The sequence below is a fragment of the Streptomyces sp. NPDC088354 genome (assembly GCF_044753585.1).
GTDB lineage: Bacteria > Actinomycetota > Actinomycetes > Streptomycetales > Streptomycetaceae > Actinacidiphila.
Genome location: NZ_JBIVNJ010000028.1, coordinates 89,543 through 109,386 on the forward strand (window position 1 = coordinate 89,543; position 19,844 = coordinate 109,386).

The 19,844-nt window shown below is 71.3% G+C and carries 14 protein-coding genes; 5 read left to right on the plus strand and 9 right to left on the minus strand.

What is annotated here, in order from left to right:
• Positions 1-4: 4 nt before the first annotated feature.
• From guaB to ACIP98_RS30685, 4 genes are all read left to right on the plus strand, one after another.
• Positions 5-1,507 (plus strand): IMP dehydrogenase, encoded by a 1,503-nt coding sequence (gene guaB / locus ACIP98_RS30670; RefSeq protein ID WP_319658534.1) that lies wholly within the window; start codon positions 5-7, stop codon positions 1,505-1,507.
• 144 nt (positions 1,508-1,651) lie between these two features.
• Positions 1,652-2,773 (plus strand): GuaB3 family IMP dehydrogenase-related protein, encoded by a 1,122-nt coding sequence (locus ACIP98_RS30675; protein ID WP_319658535.1) that lies wholly within the window; start codon positions 1,652-1,654, stop codon positions 2,771-2,773.
• A gap of 391 nt (positions 2,774-3,164) precedes the next feature.
• The gene (locus ACIP98_RS30680) at positions 3,165-3,998 is read left to right on the plus strand and encodes a glycosyltransferase family 2 protein (RefSeq protein ID WP_401979009.1); all 834 of its coding nucleotides are present in this window, start codon (positions 3,165-3,167) and stop codon (positions 3,996-3,998) included.
• A gap of 165 nt (positions 3,999-4,163) precedes the next feature.
• Positions 4,164-5,381: a cellulase family glycosylhydrolase gene (locus ACIP98_RS30685; protein WP_319658537.1), complete on the plus strand. Its 1,218-nt coding sequence runs from the start codon at positions 4,164-4,166 to the stop codon at positions 5,379-5,381.
• Positions 5,382-5,400: 19 nt separating this feature from the next.
• On the opposite strand, the gene ACIP98_RS30690 is transcribed toward ACIP98_RS30685, so the two are convergent.
• The 9 genes from ACIP98_RS30690 to ACIP98_RS30730 all read right to left on the minus strand — a co-directional run bounded on the left by ACIP98_RS30690 (position 5,401) and on the right by ACIP98_RS30730 (position 17,363).
• Positions 5,401-6,564: a glycosyltransferase family 4 protein gene (locus ACIP98_RS30690; protein ID WP_319658538.1), complete on the minus strand. Its 1,164-nt coding sequence runs from the start codon at positions 6,562-6,564 to the stop codon at positions 5,401-5,403.
• Positions 6,564-7,847, minus strand: coding sequence for a polysaccharide pyruvyl transferase family protein (locus tag ACIP98_RS30695; protein WP_401979011.1), 1,284 nt, complete (start codon positions 7,845-7,847; stop codon positions 6,564-6,566). Before ACIP98_RS30695 ends, ACIP98_RS30690 begins: the two co-directional genes overlap by 1 nt.
• Positions 7,844-9,172: a lipopolysaccharide biosynthesis protein gene (locus ACIP98_RS30700; protein WP_401979013.1), complete on the minus strand. Its 1,329-nt coding sequence runs from the start codon at positions 9,170-9,172 to the stop codon at positions 7,844-7,846. Before ACIP98_RS30700 ends, ACIP98_RS30695 begins: the two co-directional genes overlap by 4 nt.
• A complete protein-coding gene (locus ACIP98_RS30705; protein WP_401979015.1) occupies positions 9,165-10,304 on the minus strand; it encodes a glycosyltransferase family 4 protein in 1,140 nt (379 codons plus the stop codon). Before ACIP98_RS30705 ends, ACIP98_RS30700 begins: the two co-directional genes overlap by 8 nt.
• A complete protein-coding gene (locus tag ACIP98_RS30710; RefSeq protein WP_401979016.1) occupies positions 10,301-12,829 on the minus strand; it encodes a hypothetical protein in 2,529 nt (842 codons plus the stop codon). Before ACIP98_RS30710 ends, ACIP98_RS30705 begins: the two co-directional genes overlap by 4 nt.
• Positions 12,826-13,935 carry a glycosyltransferase family 4 protein gene (locus ACIP98_RS30715; RefSeq protein WP_401979018.1) on the minus strand — a complete coding sequence of 370 codons (1,110 nt, stop codon included), beginning with the start codon at positions 13,933-13,935 and terminating at the stop codon, positions 12,826-12,828. Before ACIP98_RS30715 ends, ACIP98_RS30710 begins: the two co-directional genes overlap by 4 nt.
• A gap of 19 nt (positions 13,936-13,954) precedes the next feature.
• Positions 13,955-14,584: a hypothetical protein gene (locus tag ACIP98_RS30720; protein WP_401979019.1), complete on the minus strand. Its 630-nt coding sequence runs from the start codon at positions 14,582-14,584 to the stop codon at positions 13,955-13,957.
• 313 nt (positions 14,585-14,897) lie between these two features.
• Positions 14,898-15,992 carry a LamG domain-containing protein gene (locus ACIP98_RS30725; RefSeq protein WP_401979020.1) on the minus strand — a complete coding sequence of 365 codons (1,095 nt, stop codon included), beginning with the start codon at positions 15,990-15,992 and terminating at the stop codon, positions 14,898-14,900.
• Between the two features lie 135 nt (positions 15,993-16,127).
• A complete protein-coding gene (locus tag ACIP98_RS30730; protein ID WP_319658546.1) occupies positions 16,128-17,363 on the minus strand; it encodes a nucleotide sugar dehydrogenase in 1,236 nt (411 codons plus the stop codon).
• A 571-nt stretch (positions 17,364-17,934) separates the two neighbouring features.
• Here ACIP98_RS30730 and ACIP98_RS30735 point away from each other — a divergent pair.
• Complete coding sequence (locus tag ACIP98_RS30735; protein WP_401979021.1) at positions 17,935-19,641, plus strand: glycerol-3-phosphate dehydrogenase/oxidase; 1,707 nt, start codon at positions 17,935-17,937, stop codon at positions 19,639-19,641.
• Positions 19,642-19,844 lie beyond the last annotated feature (203 nt).

The following is a 19,844-nucleotide window of genomic DNA, read 5'->3' on the forward strand; positions in this document are numbered from 1 at the left end:
TGTCATGACGCTGAACGCCGACGGAGTAGCCGAGAAGTTCGGACTGCTCGGACTGACCTACGACGACGTGCTTCTCCTCCCAGGGCCTTCGGACGTCGTGCCGAACCAGGTGGACACCAGCTCCCGGGTCACCCGGAACGTCAGCGTGAACATCCCGCTGCTGTCCGCGGCGATGGACAAGGTCACCGAGGCCCGCATGGCCATCGCGATGGCCCGCCAGGGCGGCGTGGGCGTGCTGCACCGCAATCTGTCGGTCGACGACCAGGTCAACCAGGTCGACCTGGTCAAGCGGTCCGAGTCCGGCATGGTCAGCGACCCCATCACCGTGCACCCGGACGCCACCCTCGCCGAGGCCGACGCGCTCTGCGGCAAGTTCCGCATCAGCGGCGTCCCGGTCACCGACGGCGCCGGCAAGCTGCTGGGCATCGTCACCAACCGCGACATGGCCTTCGAGAGCGACCGCTCCCGCCAGGTCCGCGAGGTCATGACGCCGATGCCGCTGGTCACCGGCAAGGTCGGGATCTCCGGCATCGAGGCGATGGAACTGCTGCGGAAACACAAGATCGAGAAGCTTCCGCTGGTCGACGACGAGGGCCGGCTCAAGGGCCTCATCACGGTCAAGGACTTCGTCAAGGCGGAGAAGTACCCCAACGCCGCCAAGGACGCCGAGGGCCGGCTGCTGGTCGGCGCGGCGGTCGGCGTCGGCGACGAGGCGTTCCTCCGTGCCCAGCGGCTGGTGGAGGCCGGCGCCGACTTCCTGGTGATCGACAGCGCCCACGGCCACAGCCGCGGCATCCTCGACATGGTCGCCAAGGTCAAGGCCAACATCAGGATCGACGTGGTGGCGGGCAACGTCGCCACCCGCGACGGCGCCCAGGCGCTGATCGACGCCGGGGCCGACGGCATCAAGGTCGGTGTCGGCCCGGGCTCCATCTGCACCACCCGGGTGGTCGCCGGCGTCGGCGCCCCGCAGGTCACCGCTATCTACGAGGCCTCGCTGGCCGCCGGCCCGGCCGGTGTCCCGCTGATCGGCGACGGCGGTCTGCAGTACTCCGGCGACATCGCCAAGGCGATCGCCGCCGGCGCGGACACGGTGATGCTGGGCAGCCTGCTCGCGGGGTGCGAGGAGTCGCCGGGCGAGCTGATGTTCATCAACGGCAAGCAGTTCAAGTCGTACCGCGGCATGGGCTCGCTCGGCGCGATGCAGTCGCGAGGCCAGGGCAGGTCGTACTCCAAGGACCGCTACTTCCAGGACAACGTGCTCTCCGAGGACAAGCTCGTCCCCGAGGGCATCGAGGGCCAGGTGCCCTACCGCGGCCCGCTCTCCGCGGTGGCGCACCAGCTCATCGGTGGTCTGCGCTCCTCCATGGGCTACGTCGGCTCGGCGACCGTCCCCGAGCTGAAGGAGAAGGGCCGCTTCGTGCGCATCACCGCGGCCGGCCTCAAGGAGAGTCACCCGCACGACATCCAGATGACCACCGAGGCGCCCAACTACCACGGGCGCTGATCCGCGCGGTGCGCGGAGCGCGCGGCGCGCGGCGCACCCGGCGGAGCGGACACGGCAGAGCCCGCGGCCTTCCCCGGTCGCGGGCTTTCGCCTGCCCTGACTGGGATACTGGTCGGGCAGGACACGAGGAAAGGCATAGCGACAGTGACTGAGATCGAGATCGGGCGGGGCAAGCGCGGCCGCAGGGCGTACGCATTCGACGACATCGCCGTCGTCCCGAGCCGCCGTACGCGGGACCCGAAGGAGGTCTCGATCGCGTGGCAGATCGACGCCTACCGCTTCGAGCTGCCGTTCCTGGCGGCGCCGATGGACTCCGTGGTCTCCCCGGAGACCGCGATCCGCATCGGCAACCTCGGCGGCCTCGGCGTCCTCAACCTCGAGGGTCTGTGGACCCGCTACGAGGACCCGGAGCCGCTGCTCGCCGAGATCGCCGAGCTGGACGACGCCTCCGTGACCCGGCGGCTGCAGGAGCTGTACGCGGCGCCGATCAAGGAGGAGCTGATCGGGCAGCGCATCAAGGAGGTCCGTGACGCGGGCGTGGTCACCGCCGCGGCGCTCTCCCCGCAGCGCACCGCGCAGTTCTCCAAGGCCGTCGTCGACGCCGGCGTCGACATCTTCGTGATCCGCGGCACGACGGTCTCCGCCGAGCACGTGTCCGGCTCGCACGAGCCGCTGAACCTCAAGCAGTTCATCTACGAGCTCGACGTCCCGGTGATCGTCGGCGGCTGCGCCACCTACACCGCCGCGCTCCACCTGATGCGCACCGGCGCCGCGGGCGTCCTGGTCGGCTTCGGCGGCGGCGCGGCCCACACCACGCGCAGCGTGCTGGGCATCCAGGTGCCGATGGCCACCGCCGTCGCGGACGTCGCGGCGGCCCGCCGGGACTACATGGACGAGTCCGGCGGCCGCTACGTCCACGTCATCGCGGACGGCGGCTTCGGTTCCAGCGGCGACCTGCCGAAGGCGATCGCCTGCGGCGCCGACTCGGTGATGATGGGCTCGCCGCTCGCGCGCGCCACGGACGCCCCGGGCCGCGGCTTCCACTGGGGCATGGAGGCCACCCACGAGGAACTGCCGCGCGGCAAGCGGATGAACCTCGGCACAGCCGGCACGACCGAGCAGATCCTGCTCGGCCCGTCGCACGCCCCGGACGGCTCGATGAACTTCTTCGGCGCGCTGCGCCGGGCGATGGCCACCACGGGCTACTCGGAGCTCAAGGAGTTCCAGCGGGTCGAGGTCACGGTCTCGCCCACGCACCACCGCTGACGTCCGGTCACCGGTCACCGGTCACCGTCCCCAGGGGCCCGCACCGCCGCACGCGGTGCGGGCCCCTGGTGCGTCCGCGGTCGTTCCGTGATCGTTTTATGGGCCGCGCACGGATGCCGCGTGACAATGGCGGCAATCGTCAGATTTTTACTAATGAGCCGTCAATTGTGAGTAGTAGTGGCGATCTTTTGGTGAAGTGGCGGAGCCCGGAAGGTTAATTGTCATGTGGGGATCGGGGATTTTCGATTACAATCCCATATCCGCGGTTCCCGTGTGCTAATTGTCGCTTAGAGTGACCGAAGCCATGGGAGGGTTCGGCGGGGGGTGTGGGCACGGATGCCGGGCCCCGTGCGGTGGCGTCTGTGTATATCACCAGCTCGGGGGGCCTGCTGTGTCCACTTTGTCCATCGTCATACCAGCCCTGAACGAGGCCGAGAACCTTCCGCACGTCTTCGCGACGATCCCGCTCGAGGAGCTCACCTCGACGGGGTGGGCCGTCGAGGTCATCGTGGCGGACAACGGCTCCACCGACGGGACCGGGGAGATCGCCCGGTCCTACGGCGCGCGGGTGATCCACCAGCCGTTGCGGGGCTACGGCAACGCCTACAAGGCGGGAATCGCGGCCGCGGCCGGCGATGTGATCGCCACGGGCGACGCCGACTGCACCTATCCTTTCGACGATCTCCCCCGACTGCTGCGCATCGTTGACGAGCACCAGGTCGAGTTCCTCAACACGAACCGGCTCGGCCGTGAGAACCGCGCCGCGATGAAGCCCTCCCACGCGGTGGCCAATCGCGCCCTCAGCCTGGTCAGCCGTGTGCTGTTCAAGAGCGAGATACAGGACTCCCAGAGCGGGATGTGGGTGTTCCGCCGCTACATCTGGGAGACCCTCAAAGTCACTTCCGACGGCATGGGCTTCTCCCAGGAGATCAAGAACGCCGCTGTGCGCGAGGGTTTTCGCTGCATGGAGGTGCCGATCGAGTACCGGCTCCGCGGCGGCGAGGTGAAGCTCAACGCGCTGTCCGACGGAGTGTCCAACCTGGCTCAGCTGTTCCGCCACCGGCTCCGGGACAACGCGCTGCGCACCGAGACCCGGGCCCAGTGGTACGACCGCTCCACCCGCCCCGAGCCGCTGCCGCTGATGCCCGCTCAGCGGGCCCCCGAGCCCTACATGATGAGGGACACCGAGTGGGGGTCGGTGGAGGCCGGGCGCCACACCGTCTGACGGGCTGCGCGGGTCGCCGCGGCGGGGTGGGGCCGCCCCGTGGCGGTGGTCGGAGCGTGCCTGTTCGGCGGCCCCAAGGCCCCGCGTGGGCACGGGGATTGCGGGCACCGTGGGACGCGCGGGGGGCCCGAACACACTGTGAGGGATTGGCCTACGCTGAGGGGCATGGTGAAGGATTCCAGTAGGCGGCAACGCTTTCTCGTGGCGCTCGTGGCGTTCGTGGTCTCGGCGGTCGCCACCATCGTCGCCGCGTCCGTGCCGTCGACATCCTCCCCGGCCGCTCCGCAGGCCAGTGGCGGGAGCCCCACGCCGTCCGCGTCCGATGCGGGCGGTGTCCGCGACGTGCGGATGGGCGTCTCGTACGGCGACACCCTGACCTGGAAGTCCGACGCCGACATGGCGCGGGGCCTCGATGACGCGGTCGCGGTCGGCGCCAAGTGGGTCCGGATGGACCTCTCGTGGAACAACATCCAGCCGGATTCGCCGTACACCTACTCGTGGCACCGTTTCGACCGGGTCGCCGAGGCGGCCAAGGCCCGTGGCCTGAAGATGCTCCCGGTGATCGCCTACACCCCGAAGTGGGCGCGCGTGGCGGACTGCACGGCCGGCCAGAACTGTGCACCGGCCGACCCCGAGATCTTCGCCGCCTTCGCCAAGATGGCCGCCGAGCGGTACTCCGCGATGGGGATCCACACCTGGGAGGTGTGGAACGAGGAGAACATCGGCTTCTGGCGGCCCGCTCCCGACCCGAAGGCCTACACCGAACTGCTGCGCGCCACGAGCCAGGCGCTGCGCGCCGCGGACCCCAAGGCCTACGTGGTCATGGGTGGGCTCGCGGTGTCCCGCACCAGCGCCGCGGCCCGCAGGATGTCCCAGACGGACTTCCTGGCCGCCGTCTGCAAGCTCGGCGGCAACAAGTACGTGGACGCCGTCGGCTACCACCCGTTCAACTTTCCCGCCCTGCCCAGCGCCACCCCCGGAACCGGGACGACCTTCGAGCGGATCAGCAGTTTCCGCGAGAACCTGGTGGGGATCCTCGACAAGTACGGCACCCCTGAGCTCCCCATCTGGCTGACCGAGACGGGAGCACCCACCAGCGGGCCCGGCGCGGCGTCGGACGGCAAGGTGAACCCTCCGGACACGACGCACGTGACCGAGGCCCGCCAGGCCGAGATCGCGACCGACACGGTCCCGGCGGTGCTGGCCAACCCGCACGTAGGCGCCATGTTCTGGTACACCGACCAGGACCAGGCGGTCGCCGCGGACAAGAAGAAGCGTTCGCTGTACTACGGGATGCGCCGTTACGACGGAACGAAGAAGCCGTCCTTCGAAGCCCTCAAGGCGGCGATCGCCGCCTACGAGGGCGCGAAGAAGAAGGGTTAGTCCTCCGCGGAGCGGAGGGCTACAGCGCCCGGAACAGCGTGATGTAGCGCTCCATCAGGCCGTTCCAGGCGAACCGCCGTTCCGCCTCCTGGCGGCCCCGCGCGCCCAGCCGGTCGGCGAGTTCGCCGTCGGTCAGCACCTTGCGGCACGCGGCGGCCAGCCCGGCGGGATCGCCGGGCGGCACCAGGAGCCCCGTCCCGCCGTCGGTGACGACGTGCGGGATGCCGCCCACGGCGGAGCCCACCACGGGGGTGCCGCAGGCCATCGCCTCGACCAGCACCATGCCGAAGGACTCCGCCTCGGTGCGCGACGGCAGCACCGCGACGGCGGCCGTCCGCACCACCTCGACCAGGGCGTCCCCGGTGAGCTCCCCGACCGCCTCGACGCGGTCCGCGATGCCGAGGTCCGCCGCGAGCCGCAGATGGTCCCGCACCGCGTCCCCGCCGCCGACCAGGCGCAGCCGTGCGCCGGGCACCTCGGCCGCCAGCTCGGCGAAGGCGGTGACCAGGACGTCGACGCCCTTCCAGGCCGAGGAACGGGCCATGCGGCCGACGTAGACGACCGTGCGCGGACGTTCCGAGGCCGGCTGCCCGGGTGTGAACCGCTCGATGTCGACGCCGGGGGTGATCTCCACCGCGTGCGGGTGCCCGGCGGCCAGCGACACCGGCGACACCGCCACGAGCGTGCGGGCCCGCCGGAACACCCGCGGCAGCACCCGCCGTTCGTACAGGCCGATGAGCCGGTCCGCCGCACCGCTGCCGGGCTCGCCCTTGTGCATCGAGCCCGCGTGGTAGGTGAGGACCGACGGCCGCTTTCCGGCGGCCGCGACCGCCAGGTCGGCCAACCCCGGTACCGGTGCGTGGGCGTTGACCACCTCGGCCCCGGTCCGGCGCAGCCAGCGCCGCAGTTGCAGCGGCCACAGGGGGCTGAGCGGGGTGTTGGACAGCTTCAGCCAGGCGCCGAGCCGGATGACCCGCACGCCGTCCTCGACGTCCACGGTGGTGCGGAAGCCGGAGAGCCGGGTCGTGATGACGACCGGACGCAGCCCGGGCGCCTCGGCGACCGCGCGGGCGATGCGGGCGGCGTAGTTCTCCACGCCGCCGACCTTGGGCGGGTAGTACGGGGCGACCACCGCGACCGTGCGTGTCTCCCGGCCGGGTTCCGGCAGGTCCGTGCGTGCCATTACGCGACCTGCCCGGCCCGGCGCAGTCCGCCCGTGGCGCCCGTGGCGGCGCGGAGCAGGGCGGGGAACTCCTCCGCCTGGTCGATGTACGCCGGCAGCCGCTGCCGCAGCGCCGTCCGGTACTCCTCGGGGTTCGCGCGGAGCTTGGAGACCAGCGCCCACAGGTCGGCGTGCGTGACCTCGGCGATCGGCAGCACCCACTCGCCGAGACCGAGATCGGCCATGATGCCGCGGGTCTTGTGCTCGTACTCGATGGCGACGCACGGGACACCGCTGGTGAGCGAGAAGATCACCGAGTGGAAGCGGGTGCCGATGAGCAGGGAGCACTCGCTGTACAGACCCTTCAGGTCGCGGTAGTCGACGCGCTCCTCGATCCGCAGCGGCGCGGTCCGGCAGTGGCCCGCGATACGCCTTTCGACGATGCGGTCGTCGTCGCCGAGGTAGTCCGTGGTCACCTGCGGAATGAGCACCGCGCGGGCCCCGTCCGCCTGGAGCGCGTCGATCGTCTCGGCGAGCGCACGTTCGTAGCGTTCCTGCGCTGCCGGGGCGAGCCAGCGGCGCGCGGTCAGACCCACCAGCGGCTCCTGGGCCCCGATTCCCAGCCGGCTCCGCCAGTCCGAGGTGACATCGGGGGCGAACGCGAAGCCGGAGTCGACGGCACGCCGCACCTGCTGCGCGGGCACGCCGCACTCCTCGAGCAGGCCGACGCTCACGTCCTCGCGCGCGAGGACCAGGGCCGCGCGGCGCAGCACCCGGCCGACCAGCCGGCGCTGCGGCTTGCCGGGGAACGGGCCGAAGGACTGGGGCGCGAAGACGACGGGCACTCCCGACTTCTGCGCCAGCAACACCGGGAGCAGGACGAAGAACACGTTCTGGTATCCGTCGAGGCCGGGCCGTGCGAGGAGGTATCCGCCGCCCATGGACACCACCATGTCCGCCTGGGACACGGCGTCGGCCTCCCGGCGCGCTTCCGCTGGAAGCAGCTTCAGCAGCACGTCGGCGGCGGCTCGCGGCAGCAGCAGGGCCGTCGTGCCCACGAGGGCCACCACCAGCTTGCGCAGCAGCCGTCGGGACCGGGAGACCCCACCGTCGGCGACATAGCGGCGGATCGATCCGAGGTTGTCCACCCCTTCGAACGAGCGGTGGGCGGCGGCGTCCTCCATGCCCGCGATGGCCCGCGTGGCCTCCGGGAACGCCTCCTTGACGTGGCGCAGGCACACGGACAGCAGTGCGGCGTCCCCGGCGTTCTCTCTCACGTACGCGTTGATGACGACGATCTTCACCGGTGGTACCCCTCGACTGGGCTCGTTTCGCGTTCGTTCGGGACGTTGCCGGGCGGCGGGCCCGGCGGCTGCGGCAGGGCGGTGCGCATGCCGAGCAGAGCGACCGCGGCGTAGATGCCGCTGGCGAGGTTGCCCAGACCCCAGGCCCAGCCGAGCCAGACCAGTCCGCGCGGCGCCCACAGCGCGGCCAGGCCGATGGTCACCACGGCGTAGACGACATTGCTGAGGACCAGTGGCGTCATCTTCTGGGCCAGTTTGAGGGCGAAGCTGGCCCAGGTGTTCAGTGCGACGGCCAGGGCTCCGCAGGCCAGTACGGCGAGCAGCGGCTGCGCACGCGTCGCGTAGGGGCCGCCGAACATCCGCAGGAGCAGCCCGCTGCCCAACGCGACGACCACGACCGACGGCACCTGCACCGCCGCGATGATGCCGGCGGCCCGGCGGAGCAGCACCGAGAAGCGCGAGGGGTCGTAGGAGACCTCCGCGAACACCGCCTCGCCGACGGAGAAGGAGACGGAGTTGAGCAGGTTGGCGATCTGGAAGGCGATGAAGTAGTAGCCCGCGGCGGCGGCCCCCAGTTGCTGCAGCACGACCATCGGGAGGACCAGCAGCGGCGCCAGGTTGAGCAGGCTCGACACGTAGCTCGCCAGGGAGAAGCGGAACTGCTCCCGCATCCGTGTTCCCCGGGCGCGCAGGTGGAAGCGGAAGCCGAGCCGGCGGTGCATCAGGAGCAGCGACACCAGCGCCGTCACCACGTAGCCGCCGCCGTTGGCACCGAGAATGCCGACCGAGCCGTAGCCGACGAGGGCGACCGGCAGGGCCAGTTTGACCAGTCCCTGGAGCAGCCCGTAGACCAGCGCGTTCTGATGAGCCATGCGGGCGCTGACGAAGACCGAGAAGGTCAGCTGGCTCACCGTCGCGCAGATGCAGAAGACCACGAACGCGGCGGCCGCCGTCGCGTGGTCACGGATGAAGACCAGCTTCTCCGCGTAGAGCGGCAGGCCGAGCAGGTAGACCGCGGCGACCGCGAAGGAGACCAGGCTGACCAGCACGATCGACTGGGTGAGCTGTCCGTTGCGGGAAGCCGCCGGCGCCGGGAAGCGAATGAGCGTGCTGTTGAGTCCGAAAAGGCTCAGATAGGAGATCAGCGAGGTCGCGGATATGAGCGAGGTGGCCAGTCCGACCTGTTCGGGGCTGTAGAAGTGGGCCACCAGCACCCAGAAGACGAAGCCGAGTCCGGCCGTGATCGCCGTGGACGCCATCAGGAAGAAGGAGTTGCGGTACACCTGGTCCTGTACGCGGGAGGGCTTGCCGGGGTCCTCAGCCATGGGCGGCCGGCCCTGTCGCGGCGCGGTAGTACTGGGTCAGGGTGCTCACATGTGCTTCCCAGGCGAAGGAGGTCGTCGCGAGTCCGTGCGCGTACCGGCCCATGAGTTCGCGCCGCGGCCCGTCCCCGGCGAGGGCGGACAGCGCGGAGCGGATCGTCCCGGGGTCCCGGTCCAGCAGGGTGACCTTGGAGCGGTCCAGGCGGTAGGGCGCATAACCGGGATCGTCGGTGGTGACGACCGGGAGGCCGCAGGCCATGGCCTCCTGGACGGTGAGGGGGAAGCCCTCGGCCGTCGACGGAAGGGCGAAGACGTCGCAGGCCCGGTACGCCTCGGCCAGCTCCTGCGGCGGCAGCCCGCCCAGGTGGTGCACGCCGGGCCGGCCGGCCAGGGCGGCGGAGTCGCCGTCGCCGGCGAACACCAGGTCGTAGCCCGCGGCCGGGTCGTAGCCGGACAGCAGCAGGTCGTAGCCCTTCTTCGGGACGAGGCGGCCCACGAAGAGCACCAGCGGTCGGTCCCCGGGCAGGCCGAAGCGCTTGCGGGCCAGCGACCGCTCCTCGGCCGATGCGGCGGGCCGGAAGAGGGCGGTGTCCACCCCGTTCGCCAGATGGCGGGCCCGTTCGGGCCGGGCGCCGTAGCGGCGTACGAAGTCCGCGACCGAGGCGTTGAGGGTGATCACGGTGCGCGCGCGCCGCAGCAGTCCGCGGCCCGCGACCGCGTACACGGCCCGCTGCACCCCGCGCACCAGCGCGGACGGGTGCTGCACGAGGGCGACGTGCTGGGTGACCAGGTGCGGGGTGCGGGTGAGGAGCGCGGCGAGACCGGCCGCCCACGAGGTCAGGTACAGGCAGTCGTGCACATGGACGACATCGGCCCGGCGGACCCAGCGCAGTGCGGTCGTCAGCAGCCGAGGCGAGAGCACCGGGAAGGGCACGCCGGCCTTCTCCGCGCCGTTCCAGGCCGCGACGCGCACGATGCGTACGCCGTCCTCCTGGGTGATCGCGGTGCGCTCGCCGCTGGTGAGGACGGTGACGTCGACGCCCTGGGCGGCGAGGTGCACGGCCTCCATGCGGACGACGTTCTCGATGCCGCCGACGTGCGGCGGGTAGTAGTGGCTGACCAGCAGGACCCTCATCGGTAGATCCTCGCCCCCTCGCTGCTGTAGATCTCGTTCTTGGTCCGGTCGAGGAGGCCTACGGGGTACCGGTAGGTGACGAGGTCGCCCCGGTAGCTGAAGGACAGACGCCCGGTGCGCACGGTCGAGGTGCCCAGCAGGAGGTAGGAGTCCGTGCGCAGCACGGTCGGGAAGATGTCGCCCACGACCGGGCCGGTGAGGAGGGTCTGCTGCCGGTTGAAGGTGAAGCGGTCGGTCTGCACCAGGGACGGCTTGCCCTCGGCCGCGAAGCGCTGCGACAGCCAGTAGGCGGCCATCCGCTCCTCGGTGCTCGGGTAGTACACGTCGTAGTACTGGCCGGCATTGCTGAGCTGCAACTGCGGCGGGTAACCGCCCAGGAGTTTCGGCACCACGCCGGTGAGATCCAGGAACAGGGCCGCCACCAGCGCGTACACCACCACCACGCGGCGCCGTCCGGCCCAGCGCAGGGCGGACAGCATGCCCGCCGCGATGAACGGCGCGAAGAAGAACAACCCCTGCTGGAAGGCACGGAGCACGCCGTAGTCGACGGAGAGCTGGGGGACGACCGTGAGAATCCCGAGCAGGGCGACGGCGCCTATGGTCAGCGTGGTCTGGTCGCGCAGCGGCCTGAAGGCACCGCGGCGCCCGATGTCGATCACGATGACGCCGACGATCAGCAGGAGCTGCAGCAGGCCCGCGGTGACCTGGCGCAGCAGGGAGTTGACCGTGATCGCCTTGAGGCCGACGGCCTCGAGTACCCGGCCGGCAGAGGTGACAGCCATGTTCTGCTCGGGCACGACCGGGGTCGGGTAGGCGTCCACCGTCTTGAGGGACAGATACGTTCCGTCGGCCCGGTCGGTGACCGTTGCCTTCACGGTCTCGTCGCGGTAGTCGCTCAGCCGCTGCTGAGCCGTCATCGAGGACCCGCCGCCGAAGATGCTGTACGAGGTGTCGGACGAACCGCTCCGCGCCTGCCCCGGGTTCGTGATCTCCTGGGCCACGGAGCGCAGTGTGCTCTGCAACTGCCCGCTGGTGTGCGTGACCGGACCCGCCCACACCAGCGCCATGGCCACCGCCGCGGCCACGATCCACCAGGTCAGGAAGGAGCGGGCCTCGACCGGGCGCTGCTTGCGCTTGCGCGCCCGCTTGTCCTTGCATCGCTGCGCAAGGCGCCAGATCAGGTCGGTGACGAAGGCGACACCGAGGATGATGATCACGACGTAGATCGTCGAGTAGTGCGAGAGCGTGATGCCGGCCAGCAGCACCGCGAACGCGATCCGCCGCGCCCGCAGCGGCCGTCCGGAGTCGGTGAGGACCACCATCCCGCAGCCGAGCAGCACGAACGCGACCTCCTGGCGGCCCAGGAAGGTCATGTCGGAGAGGAAGGTCGGGAAGAGCATGAAGAAGACGGCCGACAGCAGCGACACCAGATGCGGTGCGACGTTGCGCACCGCGCGGTGGACCAGCACCGGAGTGAGCGCGAACAGCAGCGGCAGCAAGACCTTGAAGATGTAGACGTCGGGAATCGCGGTGAGCCGGAACACGCTCACGGGCAGCAGAGTGATGCTCAGGCAGGCGTTGTACGCGTCGGGATATGTGGCGACGTCCCAGAGCGATCCGCCGAGCGTCAGCCGGAAGAACTCGTACTCGCGCTGGATGTCGTGTCCCGTGATGGACCAACCGCGCAGCGAGTTCAGCAGGAGCAGCGCGGCCGCGGCGAGGAACAGGCCGGTTTCGAGGACGGCGACCGGGTAGCGCCCCCGGCGGGCCATCAGCAGCACCAGCAGCGTGACGATGGTGATGAACGCGGCCACGCTGACCGAGCCGCCGAAACCGTTGTTCAGCCGGATCGGCCCGGCCACGGACAGCACCAGGGCGACGCCGGCGAGCGACCCCACGGGCAGCGCACCCGGCGGCAGCCCGTCGCGGAGCCAGGACCTGCGCCGCTCGGCGCGCTCCTCCTCCGGTACGAAGGCGCCGATCACGATCAAGGTGAGTGCCGTGGCCCCGGCCAGGTACACCCGGGTCAGCGGTCGCTCCACCCCGGCCAGCGGCAGCACGGTGTTCACAGCGAGGGCGACCACGAGATCCGTGATGATCGCCAGGCCGACGGCGAGCAGGAGGCTGCCGTCCCTGGTGAACACCACGCGGGAGGCCGTGCCGCGCCACACCGCGATGGGCGCCCCGAACAGCAGCCACAGGCCGGCCGCCGTGAGCACCACTGCGGGCATGCCGGGCAGCATCTCCACGACACAGGCCAGTGCGATGCCGAGCAGCGCCGCGAGCCGGCCGTGCAGGAGGTCGCCCGCCCGCGGGCCCGGGGCGGCGGCGTCAGCGGGCGACGCCTCGTCCCGGCCGCCGGCCCGGCGCCCGGAACGGGATCGGCCCGCACCCCGGCGTCCGTGCTCGGGGGCGTTCCCCGTGCCGTCGTCCTCGGCCGGGTCCGGATCCGTCTCCGCTCCCACGGCCCACGACGGGACCCTGGTGCCGTGCCGGCGGGTGGTCCCCGCGTCATGGGACGTCATACGGCGTCCTCTGGGTAGACCTGCGCGTAGACCTCTTCGACCTGGGCGGCCACGGCCTCCCAGGAGTAGTCGGGGGCTTTCGCGGCGCTCCGCCGGGCGAGACGCAGGCGCACACCAGGGTCGGCCGCCACCGAGTCGATGGCGGCTGCCAGCGCCGCCGGTTCGGGAGCGGCCAGCAGGCCGACCCCTCTGAGCAGTTCGGCGGTGCCGGGGACATCGGTCGCGATGACCGGCAGGGCGGCGGCCATCGCCTCCAGGACGACCAGCGGCATGCCCTCCCGGTCCGAGGGGAGCACGAAGGCGTCGGCGTCCGCGTAGGCCCGCACCAGGTCCTCACCGAGGAGCCCGCCGGAGAACTCGACGTTCCTCAGTCCCAGCTCGGCGGCGTGCGCCTCCAGCTTCTCCCGCAGCTCGCCGTCGCCGACGATCCGCAGCCGCACCGGCTCTTGGAGCAGGGCGGCCGCCTCCAGCAGCCGGGCGACGTTCTTCTGCGCGCTCAGGCGGCCGACGTACAGCAGCCGCAGCGGGCGCCGCGCCGTCTCCCGCACCGGCATGAAGTAGCCGGCCCCCACACCGTTGGGGACGACGAACACCCGGTCCGCCCGCACGCCGTAAGTGTCGCGCACGAAGGCGCCCTGTTCCTCGGTCAGCACGATCACCCCGGCGGCGGCACGCATCGACCGCGCGAAGACGTGCTTCTTGTAGGCGGGCAGCAGCCCGCCGAAGCGCCCGGAGGCGTCCACGTCGAGGTGGAAGTGGAGGATGAAGCGCTGCCCGCGCATCCGGGCGATGAACGCGACCATCTCCGGCATCAGCGCGTGCGCGCAGTGCAGGTGCACTACGGCGTCGCGCGGCGTCCGCAGCGCCAGCGAGACCGGCAGACCCGGTGCGAGCGCGGTGTGCGCGACCTCGACCGCGCGGTGCCGCCGCACGGTGACCCGGCCGGCGCCGTAGCGGCGCGGTCCGCCGCCGGAACCGAGCGCGGTGGTGATGACCCGCACCTCGTGGCGCCGTCCGAGCTGGTTGGCAAGGTGCTCCACCACGCGTTCGAGCCCGCCGAGGTGAGGCGGGTAGTACGGAGTGATCTGCAGAATGGTGCGTCGCATCAGGCTTCAGTCTCGTACGTCAGGATGTGCCGCTCGGGTTCCGCGGCGCCACGAAGGTGTAGTGCAATGACTGCGCATGGCCGACGAGGGCCACTCGCACAAGCGCTGTGTCGGAGGTCTTCGGGAACCGCGCGACGACGGGCACCGCTTTGCCGTCCTTGGGCTTCAGCCCCACCGTCCTGGTGTTCAGGACCTTGCCGCCGCGCGATTCGAGCGTCATCTTCAGCCGCAGAGGTGCGGCGCCCGTCCCATGGGCGTTCACCGCGACGTGGACGATCAGAGTGCCGCCGTCGAAGCGGGGCGTGTCCGTGAAGTAGAGCTCGGTGAACGGAGCCTGCTGCCGGGTGAAGGACTGCAGCAGGACCGTGCGTACCGACGGCACCGACCAGAGTCCCGCGACCAGCCCGCCGGCGAGGACCAGGGCGACTCCCGCCGTCGCGATCCTCTGTCCCGGCGAGGCAGGGGGGCGGTGTTTCCCGTCCCCGCCCGCTTCCGCACGCGCCGCGGGAGACGACTCCGACTCCGACTCCGACTCCGACTCCGACTCCGGATCCGGATCCGGATCCGGTTCCGGATCGGCATCCGGTTCCGGGGCATTGTCGTCGAACTGGTCAAGCCCGCCGGGCAGGGAGTTCATGCCGATGCGCACCGCTCTGCGGTCTCCCGGCCCCCTGCAGTCGGCAGGGCGGGCGCCTCGCCGTGCGCGGGGATGGCGACGGACGGGCTTCTCATGCGGCTTGCCCCCCCGGGCGCTCGGACGAGGCGGCAAGCCCTCGTGCGTTTCTCCGCAGGACATCTCCGGGGAAGGGAATGGCCACGATCAGCCGAAGTGGCGGTGACGCGAAGCGCGCCGCTGACCCGTCAGAGAATGACGTGCGGAACAGATGCGACTGTAGTCCAGTATTGCTAAGTACCGTTGTTGGTGTGACCAATTTGTGATGACGTACGGGTAAAAGTGATCGTCACCCGACAAGCCATGAGGCGATCGGCTTCGCGTTTCCGCCCGCCCCGCCCTGCTTGACGCCGGCCACCTGCTCCGCCGTCAATGCCACGTCCCAGACCATGATGTGGCCGACGACACCGGCCCAGTAGCCCCCCCAGGTGCCATGCGTGCGCGCGCGGCCGAGTTGCAGCGGGCCCTTTCCGGCCCAGATGCCGGGGACCTTCGTGGAATCGGCGAGTTTTCCGTTCACATAGAGCGCGATCGTCTTCGTTCCGGCGTCGTAGGTGCCGGTGAGCAGCGCCCACTCGTTCACCGTGTTGACGTTCTTGGCGGCCTCGGCCTGGTAGGTCGTGCTGTCGGCGCCACCGTCGGCGGTCTGCACCTTGAAGATCCACTTGCGGTCCGCGCCCGAGGCCTCCCGGCCGAGGCTGAGGGAGGGGGACGCGCCGTCGCCCTGGCTGATCGCGGAGCGGGAGCCGCCCGGCGCCTCGTTGTAGACCCAGGCCGAGACGGTGAAGCTCTTGGTGACGTCGATCAGCTGCCCCGGCGATTGGGCGTAGGAATTGCCGTTGCTCCTGAACCTGGCCACATAACCGTTGGCCACCTTGCTCACGCCGGCGTCCGGTCCCAGGACCAGATTGTTCTGACCGGATTTGTCCGCGAGGGTGTTGTCCTCCCCGGGGACCGTGGGCGAGTCGGCGCCGGCGGAGGCGGAGGGGGAAGCGGGTGCGGAGACGGAGGAGCTGGGGGAGGAGGGGGCCGCGGCGTCCGACGTCCCGTTCGCGTAGTGGAGCACGACGGCGCCCGCGCCCACCCCGAGCACGCAGGCCACGAGGATGATCGCGCCCGTCCTGAGCACGCGGCGCCGGCGCTGCTGCGCCTCGTTGGCCTCGGCGAGCGACTCCCAGTCCGGGCCGCCGGTGAACGGGGGCGGCTGGTATCCGGGCTGCTGGTAGATGGGGTGCTGGTATCCGGGCTGCTGCCCGTACGGTATTTGCTGCTGGGGATACCCGTAACCGCTCGGCGCCGTGGGCGGCTGCGGAGCGGTCGGGGTGTTCCAGGGGTCCTGCCCAGGGGCGTTCGCCCCGTCCGGGTGTTCCGTGCCGTCAGTCACATCAGGGATGCTAGAGCAGCGTCGCGTGATCCCCTACGGGTGCTCCCGGGCGAACCGGTTTCCGGCGCCCCGCCGGCCCGATTCCCGCCCGGTTCGGCCCGGTTCAGGTGCGATGACGTCCCGCACCCCGCGCCCTCACAGCCGGGCGGCCGCGCCGACCGGGGTGGCGCCGCGGGTGTCCAGCATGAGCTGGGCCTTCGCGGCGAGGCCCTGCATGTCGTACGTGCGGTGGTGCTGGAGCAGGACGGTGAGGTCGGCCTGCGCCGCGGCTTCCCACAGCGAGTCGGCGCGGGGTACCGGGCGGTCCAGGACGCGCCACTCCGGGGCGTAGGGGTCGTGGTAGCTGAGCTGCGCGCCGAGTTCGATGAGGCGGGCGCCGATCTCGCGGGCCGGGGCCCCCTCCTGGTCGGGCAGGTCGGGCTTGTACGTCACCCCGAGGAGCAGCACGCGGGCGCCGCGCAGCGACTTGCCGTGCTCGTTGAGGAGCGCGGCGGCGCGCTGCACCACATAGCGCGGCATGCGGGCGTTGACCTCCTGCGCGTACTCGACCAGCCGCAGCGGATGGCCGCGCATGCGGCCCTGGTACGGCGGGTGGTTGGGGTCGAGCGGCATCGTGTGGCCGCCGACCCCGGGGCCGGGCCGGAAGGCCTGGAAGCCGTAGGGGCGGGTCTCGGCGCAGCGGATCACGTCCCAGACGTCGACGCCGATGTCGTGGCAGAAGACGGCCATCTCGTTGGCGAGCGCGATGTTGACGTGCCGGTAGTTGGTCTCCATCAGCTGCACGGTCTCCGCCTCGCGCAGGCCCCTGGCCCGCACGATCCGCTCGGTGAAGCGGGCGTAGAACGCGGCGGCCGCCTCCGTGCACGCGGGGGTGAGGCCGCCGATCACCTTGGGGCCGGCGAAGCCGCGGACGGGGGAGTAGGCGAGGTGGAAGCCGTGGCCCGCGCGCAGACCGGAGCCCTTCTCCAGCAGCGGCCGCAGGAACTCCTCCGTCGTGCCCGGGTACACCGGCGACTGCAGGACCACCGTGGTGTGCGGGCGCAGCTGCGCGGCCAGCGTGCTGCCGGCCTCCTCCAGGGCGGACAGGTCGAGTTCGTGGTCCTCGCCGACCGGGACCGGCGCGCAGATCACGGCCGTCCTGACACGGCCCAGCGCGGCGGGGTCGGCGGTCGCGCGGAAGCCGGCGGCCAGCATCCTGCGCACGTCGGCCGCGGCGAGGTCCCCGGACGGGCCGCGCAGGCCGGCGTTGACCGCGTCCACCGTCCGCTCGTCCGGGTCGTACCCGATCACCCCGATCCCGGCGGCGCAGGCCGCCTGCGCGAAGGGCAGGCCGGCATGGCCGAGTCCGATGACTGCGAGGTCTGCGGGCATGGAGTCCTCTTCCTGCGGCGTCCTGCGTGCGGTACCCAAATAGCTGGAAATCAGGCTAACCAGACAGATAGCTGATATGACCGCACGCCACGCGGCGCCGCAGCGGTTGCTGTCCGGGTCGGCTTCCCCCTGCCGACGGCCGGTGAGGGTTCAGTGAGGCATCTGCGCTCACCCGGACCGCCTCTTCCCCCCACCGGGGATCAGGCGCGATGCCAGACGGAGGGGGCGGGAGAGGTGGGGGCACCCCCGGCCGGAGGCTGGGGGAGGGTGGATGTTCCGGACGGTGCGGGATGTTCGTGCGCACTGTCCGGGGTGAACGAAGGCAATCGCGGGAAGCGCGTGAATATCCCGGTCCAGGACGTGCAGCTCCGGAGGCACCGCACCGGCCCACCCCGCACGCGCGTCGGGGCGCCCTGACGTCGCAGGGCTGGGGGCACCCCCGGCCGAAGGTTGGGGGAGGGAGGGCGGGCGGGAGACCCCGCACAGGTAGCAGCGCCGCGCGGCGCGGGTAACGATCGTGGGGACGGGGAATGCGCTGAGGCGCGACCTGGCGTCATCACGGGAGGCTCGGATGCTGACGGCGACATTGGGACCGGCGGAGCGCGCCTCCGCGCTCGCCCGAATGGCGGAGCAGGAACTGGACGTGCTCGTGGTCGGCGGCGGAGTCGTCGGCTCGGGGACGGCCCTGGACGCGGTGACCCGCGGGCTGGCGACCGGGCTGGTGGAGGCGCGGGACTGGGCGGCGGGGACGTCGAGCCGGTCGAGCAAGCTGATCCACGGCGGCCTGCGCTACCTGGAGATGCTGGACTTCGCCCTGGTCCGGGAGGCGCTGAAGGAGCGCGGGCTGCTCATCCAGCGGCTGGCCCCGCACCTGGTCAAGCCGGTGCCGTTCCTCTATCCGCTGCAGCACCGCGGCTGGGAGCGCTTCTACGCCGGGGCGGGCGTGACGCTGTACGACACGATGGCGCTGTCGTCGGGCCACAGCCGCGGCCTGCCGCACCACCGGCACCTGTCCCGCACGGGGGCGCTGCGCGTGGCGCCGTGCCTGCGCAAGGACGCCCTGGTCGGGGCGCTGCAGTACTACGACGCGCAGATGGACGACGCCCGCTACACGATGATGCTGGTCAGGACGGCCGCCGCCTACGGCGCGCTCGCGGCGAACCGGGCCCGGGTGATCGGGTTCCTGCGCGAGGGCGAACGCGTCGTCGGCGCCCGGGTCGAGGACGTCGAGGGCGGCCGCGTGTACGAGGTGCGGGCCCGGCAGATCGTGAACGCCACCGGCGTGTGGACGGACGACACGCAGGCGCTGATAGGCGAGCGCGGGCAGTTCCATGTCCGCGCGTCCAAGGGGATCCACCTGGTCGTGCCGAAGGACCGCATCCACTCCTCGACCGGGCTGATCCTGCGCACCGAGAAGAGCGTGCTGTTCGTGATCCCGTGGGGCCGGCACTGGATCGTCGGCACCACCGACACCGACTGGTCGCTGGACAAGGCGCACCCGGCCGCGTCCAGCGCCGACATCGACTACCTGCTGGAGCACGTGAACTCCGTGCTCGCGGTGCCGCTCACCCGGGACGACGTCGAGGGCGTGTACGCCGGGCTGCGGCCGCTGCTGGCCGGCGAGTCGGAGGCGACGAGCAAGCTGTCCCGCGAGCACACCGTGGCGCATCCCGTGCCCGGGCTCGTGGTCGTCGCGGGCGGCAAGTACACCACGTACCGGGTGATGGCCAAGGACGCCGTGGACGCCGCCGTGCACGGGCTGGACCGCCGGGTCGCGGAGTGCTGCACGGAGGACGTCCCGCTGGCCGGCGCCGAGGGCTACCACGCCCTGTGGAACGCCAGGGCGCGGATGGCGGAGAGCACCGGCGTGCACGTGGCGCGCATCGAGCACCTGCTCAACCGCTACGGCTCCCTCACCGAGGAGGTGCTGCAGCTGATCAAGGACGATCCGTCCCTCGGCAGCCCTCTCGCCAACGCCGACGACTACCTGCGCGCCGAGGTCGTCTACGCCGCCGCCCACGAGGGAGCCCGCCACCTGGACGACGTGCTCACCCGCCGTACCCGCATCTCCATCGAGACCTTCGACCGCGGCACGCTCAGCGCCCGCGAGGTGGCCGAGCTGATGGCGCCGGTGCTCGCCTGGGACAAGGAGCAGGTGGAGAAGGAGGTCGAGCACTACCAGAAGCGGGTGGAGGCCGAGCGGGAGTCGCAGCGGCAGCCCGACGACCAGACGGCGGACGCCGCCCGCCTGGGCGCCCCGGACATCGTCCCGCTGTAGCACGCGGTCACGCGGGTCGGCGGGCATCGTCTGTGGCCTGGACCACCGCGCCCGCCGGCGCCGTGATCCGGCCGGATATCGTTCCTTCCGGAAGAACGCGGGAAGGGGCGCGCGATGTCGGACCTCGGACGCTTGGTGGCTGGGCGGTACCGGCTTGTCGAGCGGATAGGCCGTGGCGGGATGGGCACCGTGTGGCGGGCCGA

Bases quoted from the DNA above. Each gene is read 5' to 3' on its own strand.
- guaB (WP_319658534.1), top strand. From the start codon at position 5: ATGACGCTGAACGCCGACGGAGTAGCCGAGAAGTTCGGACTGCTCGGA.
- ACIP98_RS30685 (WP_319658537.1), top strand. From the start codon at position 4,164: ATGGTGAAGGATTCCAGTAGGCGGCAACGCTTTCTCGTGGCGCTCGTG.
- ACIP98_RS30690 (WP_319658538.1), bottom strand. From the start codon at position 6,564: ATGGCACGCACGGACCTGCCGGAACCCGGCCGGGAGACACGCACGGTC.
- ACIP98_RS30700 (WP_401979013.1), bottom strand. From the start codon at position 9,172: ATGGCTGAGGACCCCGGCAAGCCCTCCCGCGTACAGGACCAGGTGTAC.
- ACIP98_RS30705 (WP_401979015.1), bottom strand. From the start codon at position 10,304: ATGAGGGTCCTGCTGGTCAGCCACTACTACCCGCCGCACGTCGGCGGC.
- ACIP98_RS30710 (WP_401979016.1), bottom strand. From the start codon at position 12,829: ATGACGTCCCATGACGCGGGGACCACCCGCCGGCACGGCACCAGGGTC.
- ACIP98_RS30715 (WP_401979018.1), bottom strand. From the start codon at position 13,935: ATGCGACGCACCATTCTGCAGATCACTCCGTACTACCCGCCTCACCTC.
- ACIP98_RS30730 (WP_319658546.1), bottom strand. From the start codon at position 17,363: ATGCCCGCAGACCTCGCAGTCATCGGACTCGGCCATGCCGGCCTGCCC.
- ACIP98_RS30735 (WP_401979021.1), top strand. From the start codon at position 17,935: ATGCTGACGGCGACATTGGGACCGGCGGAGCGCGCCTCCGCGCTCGCC.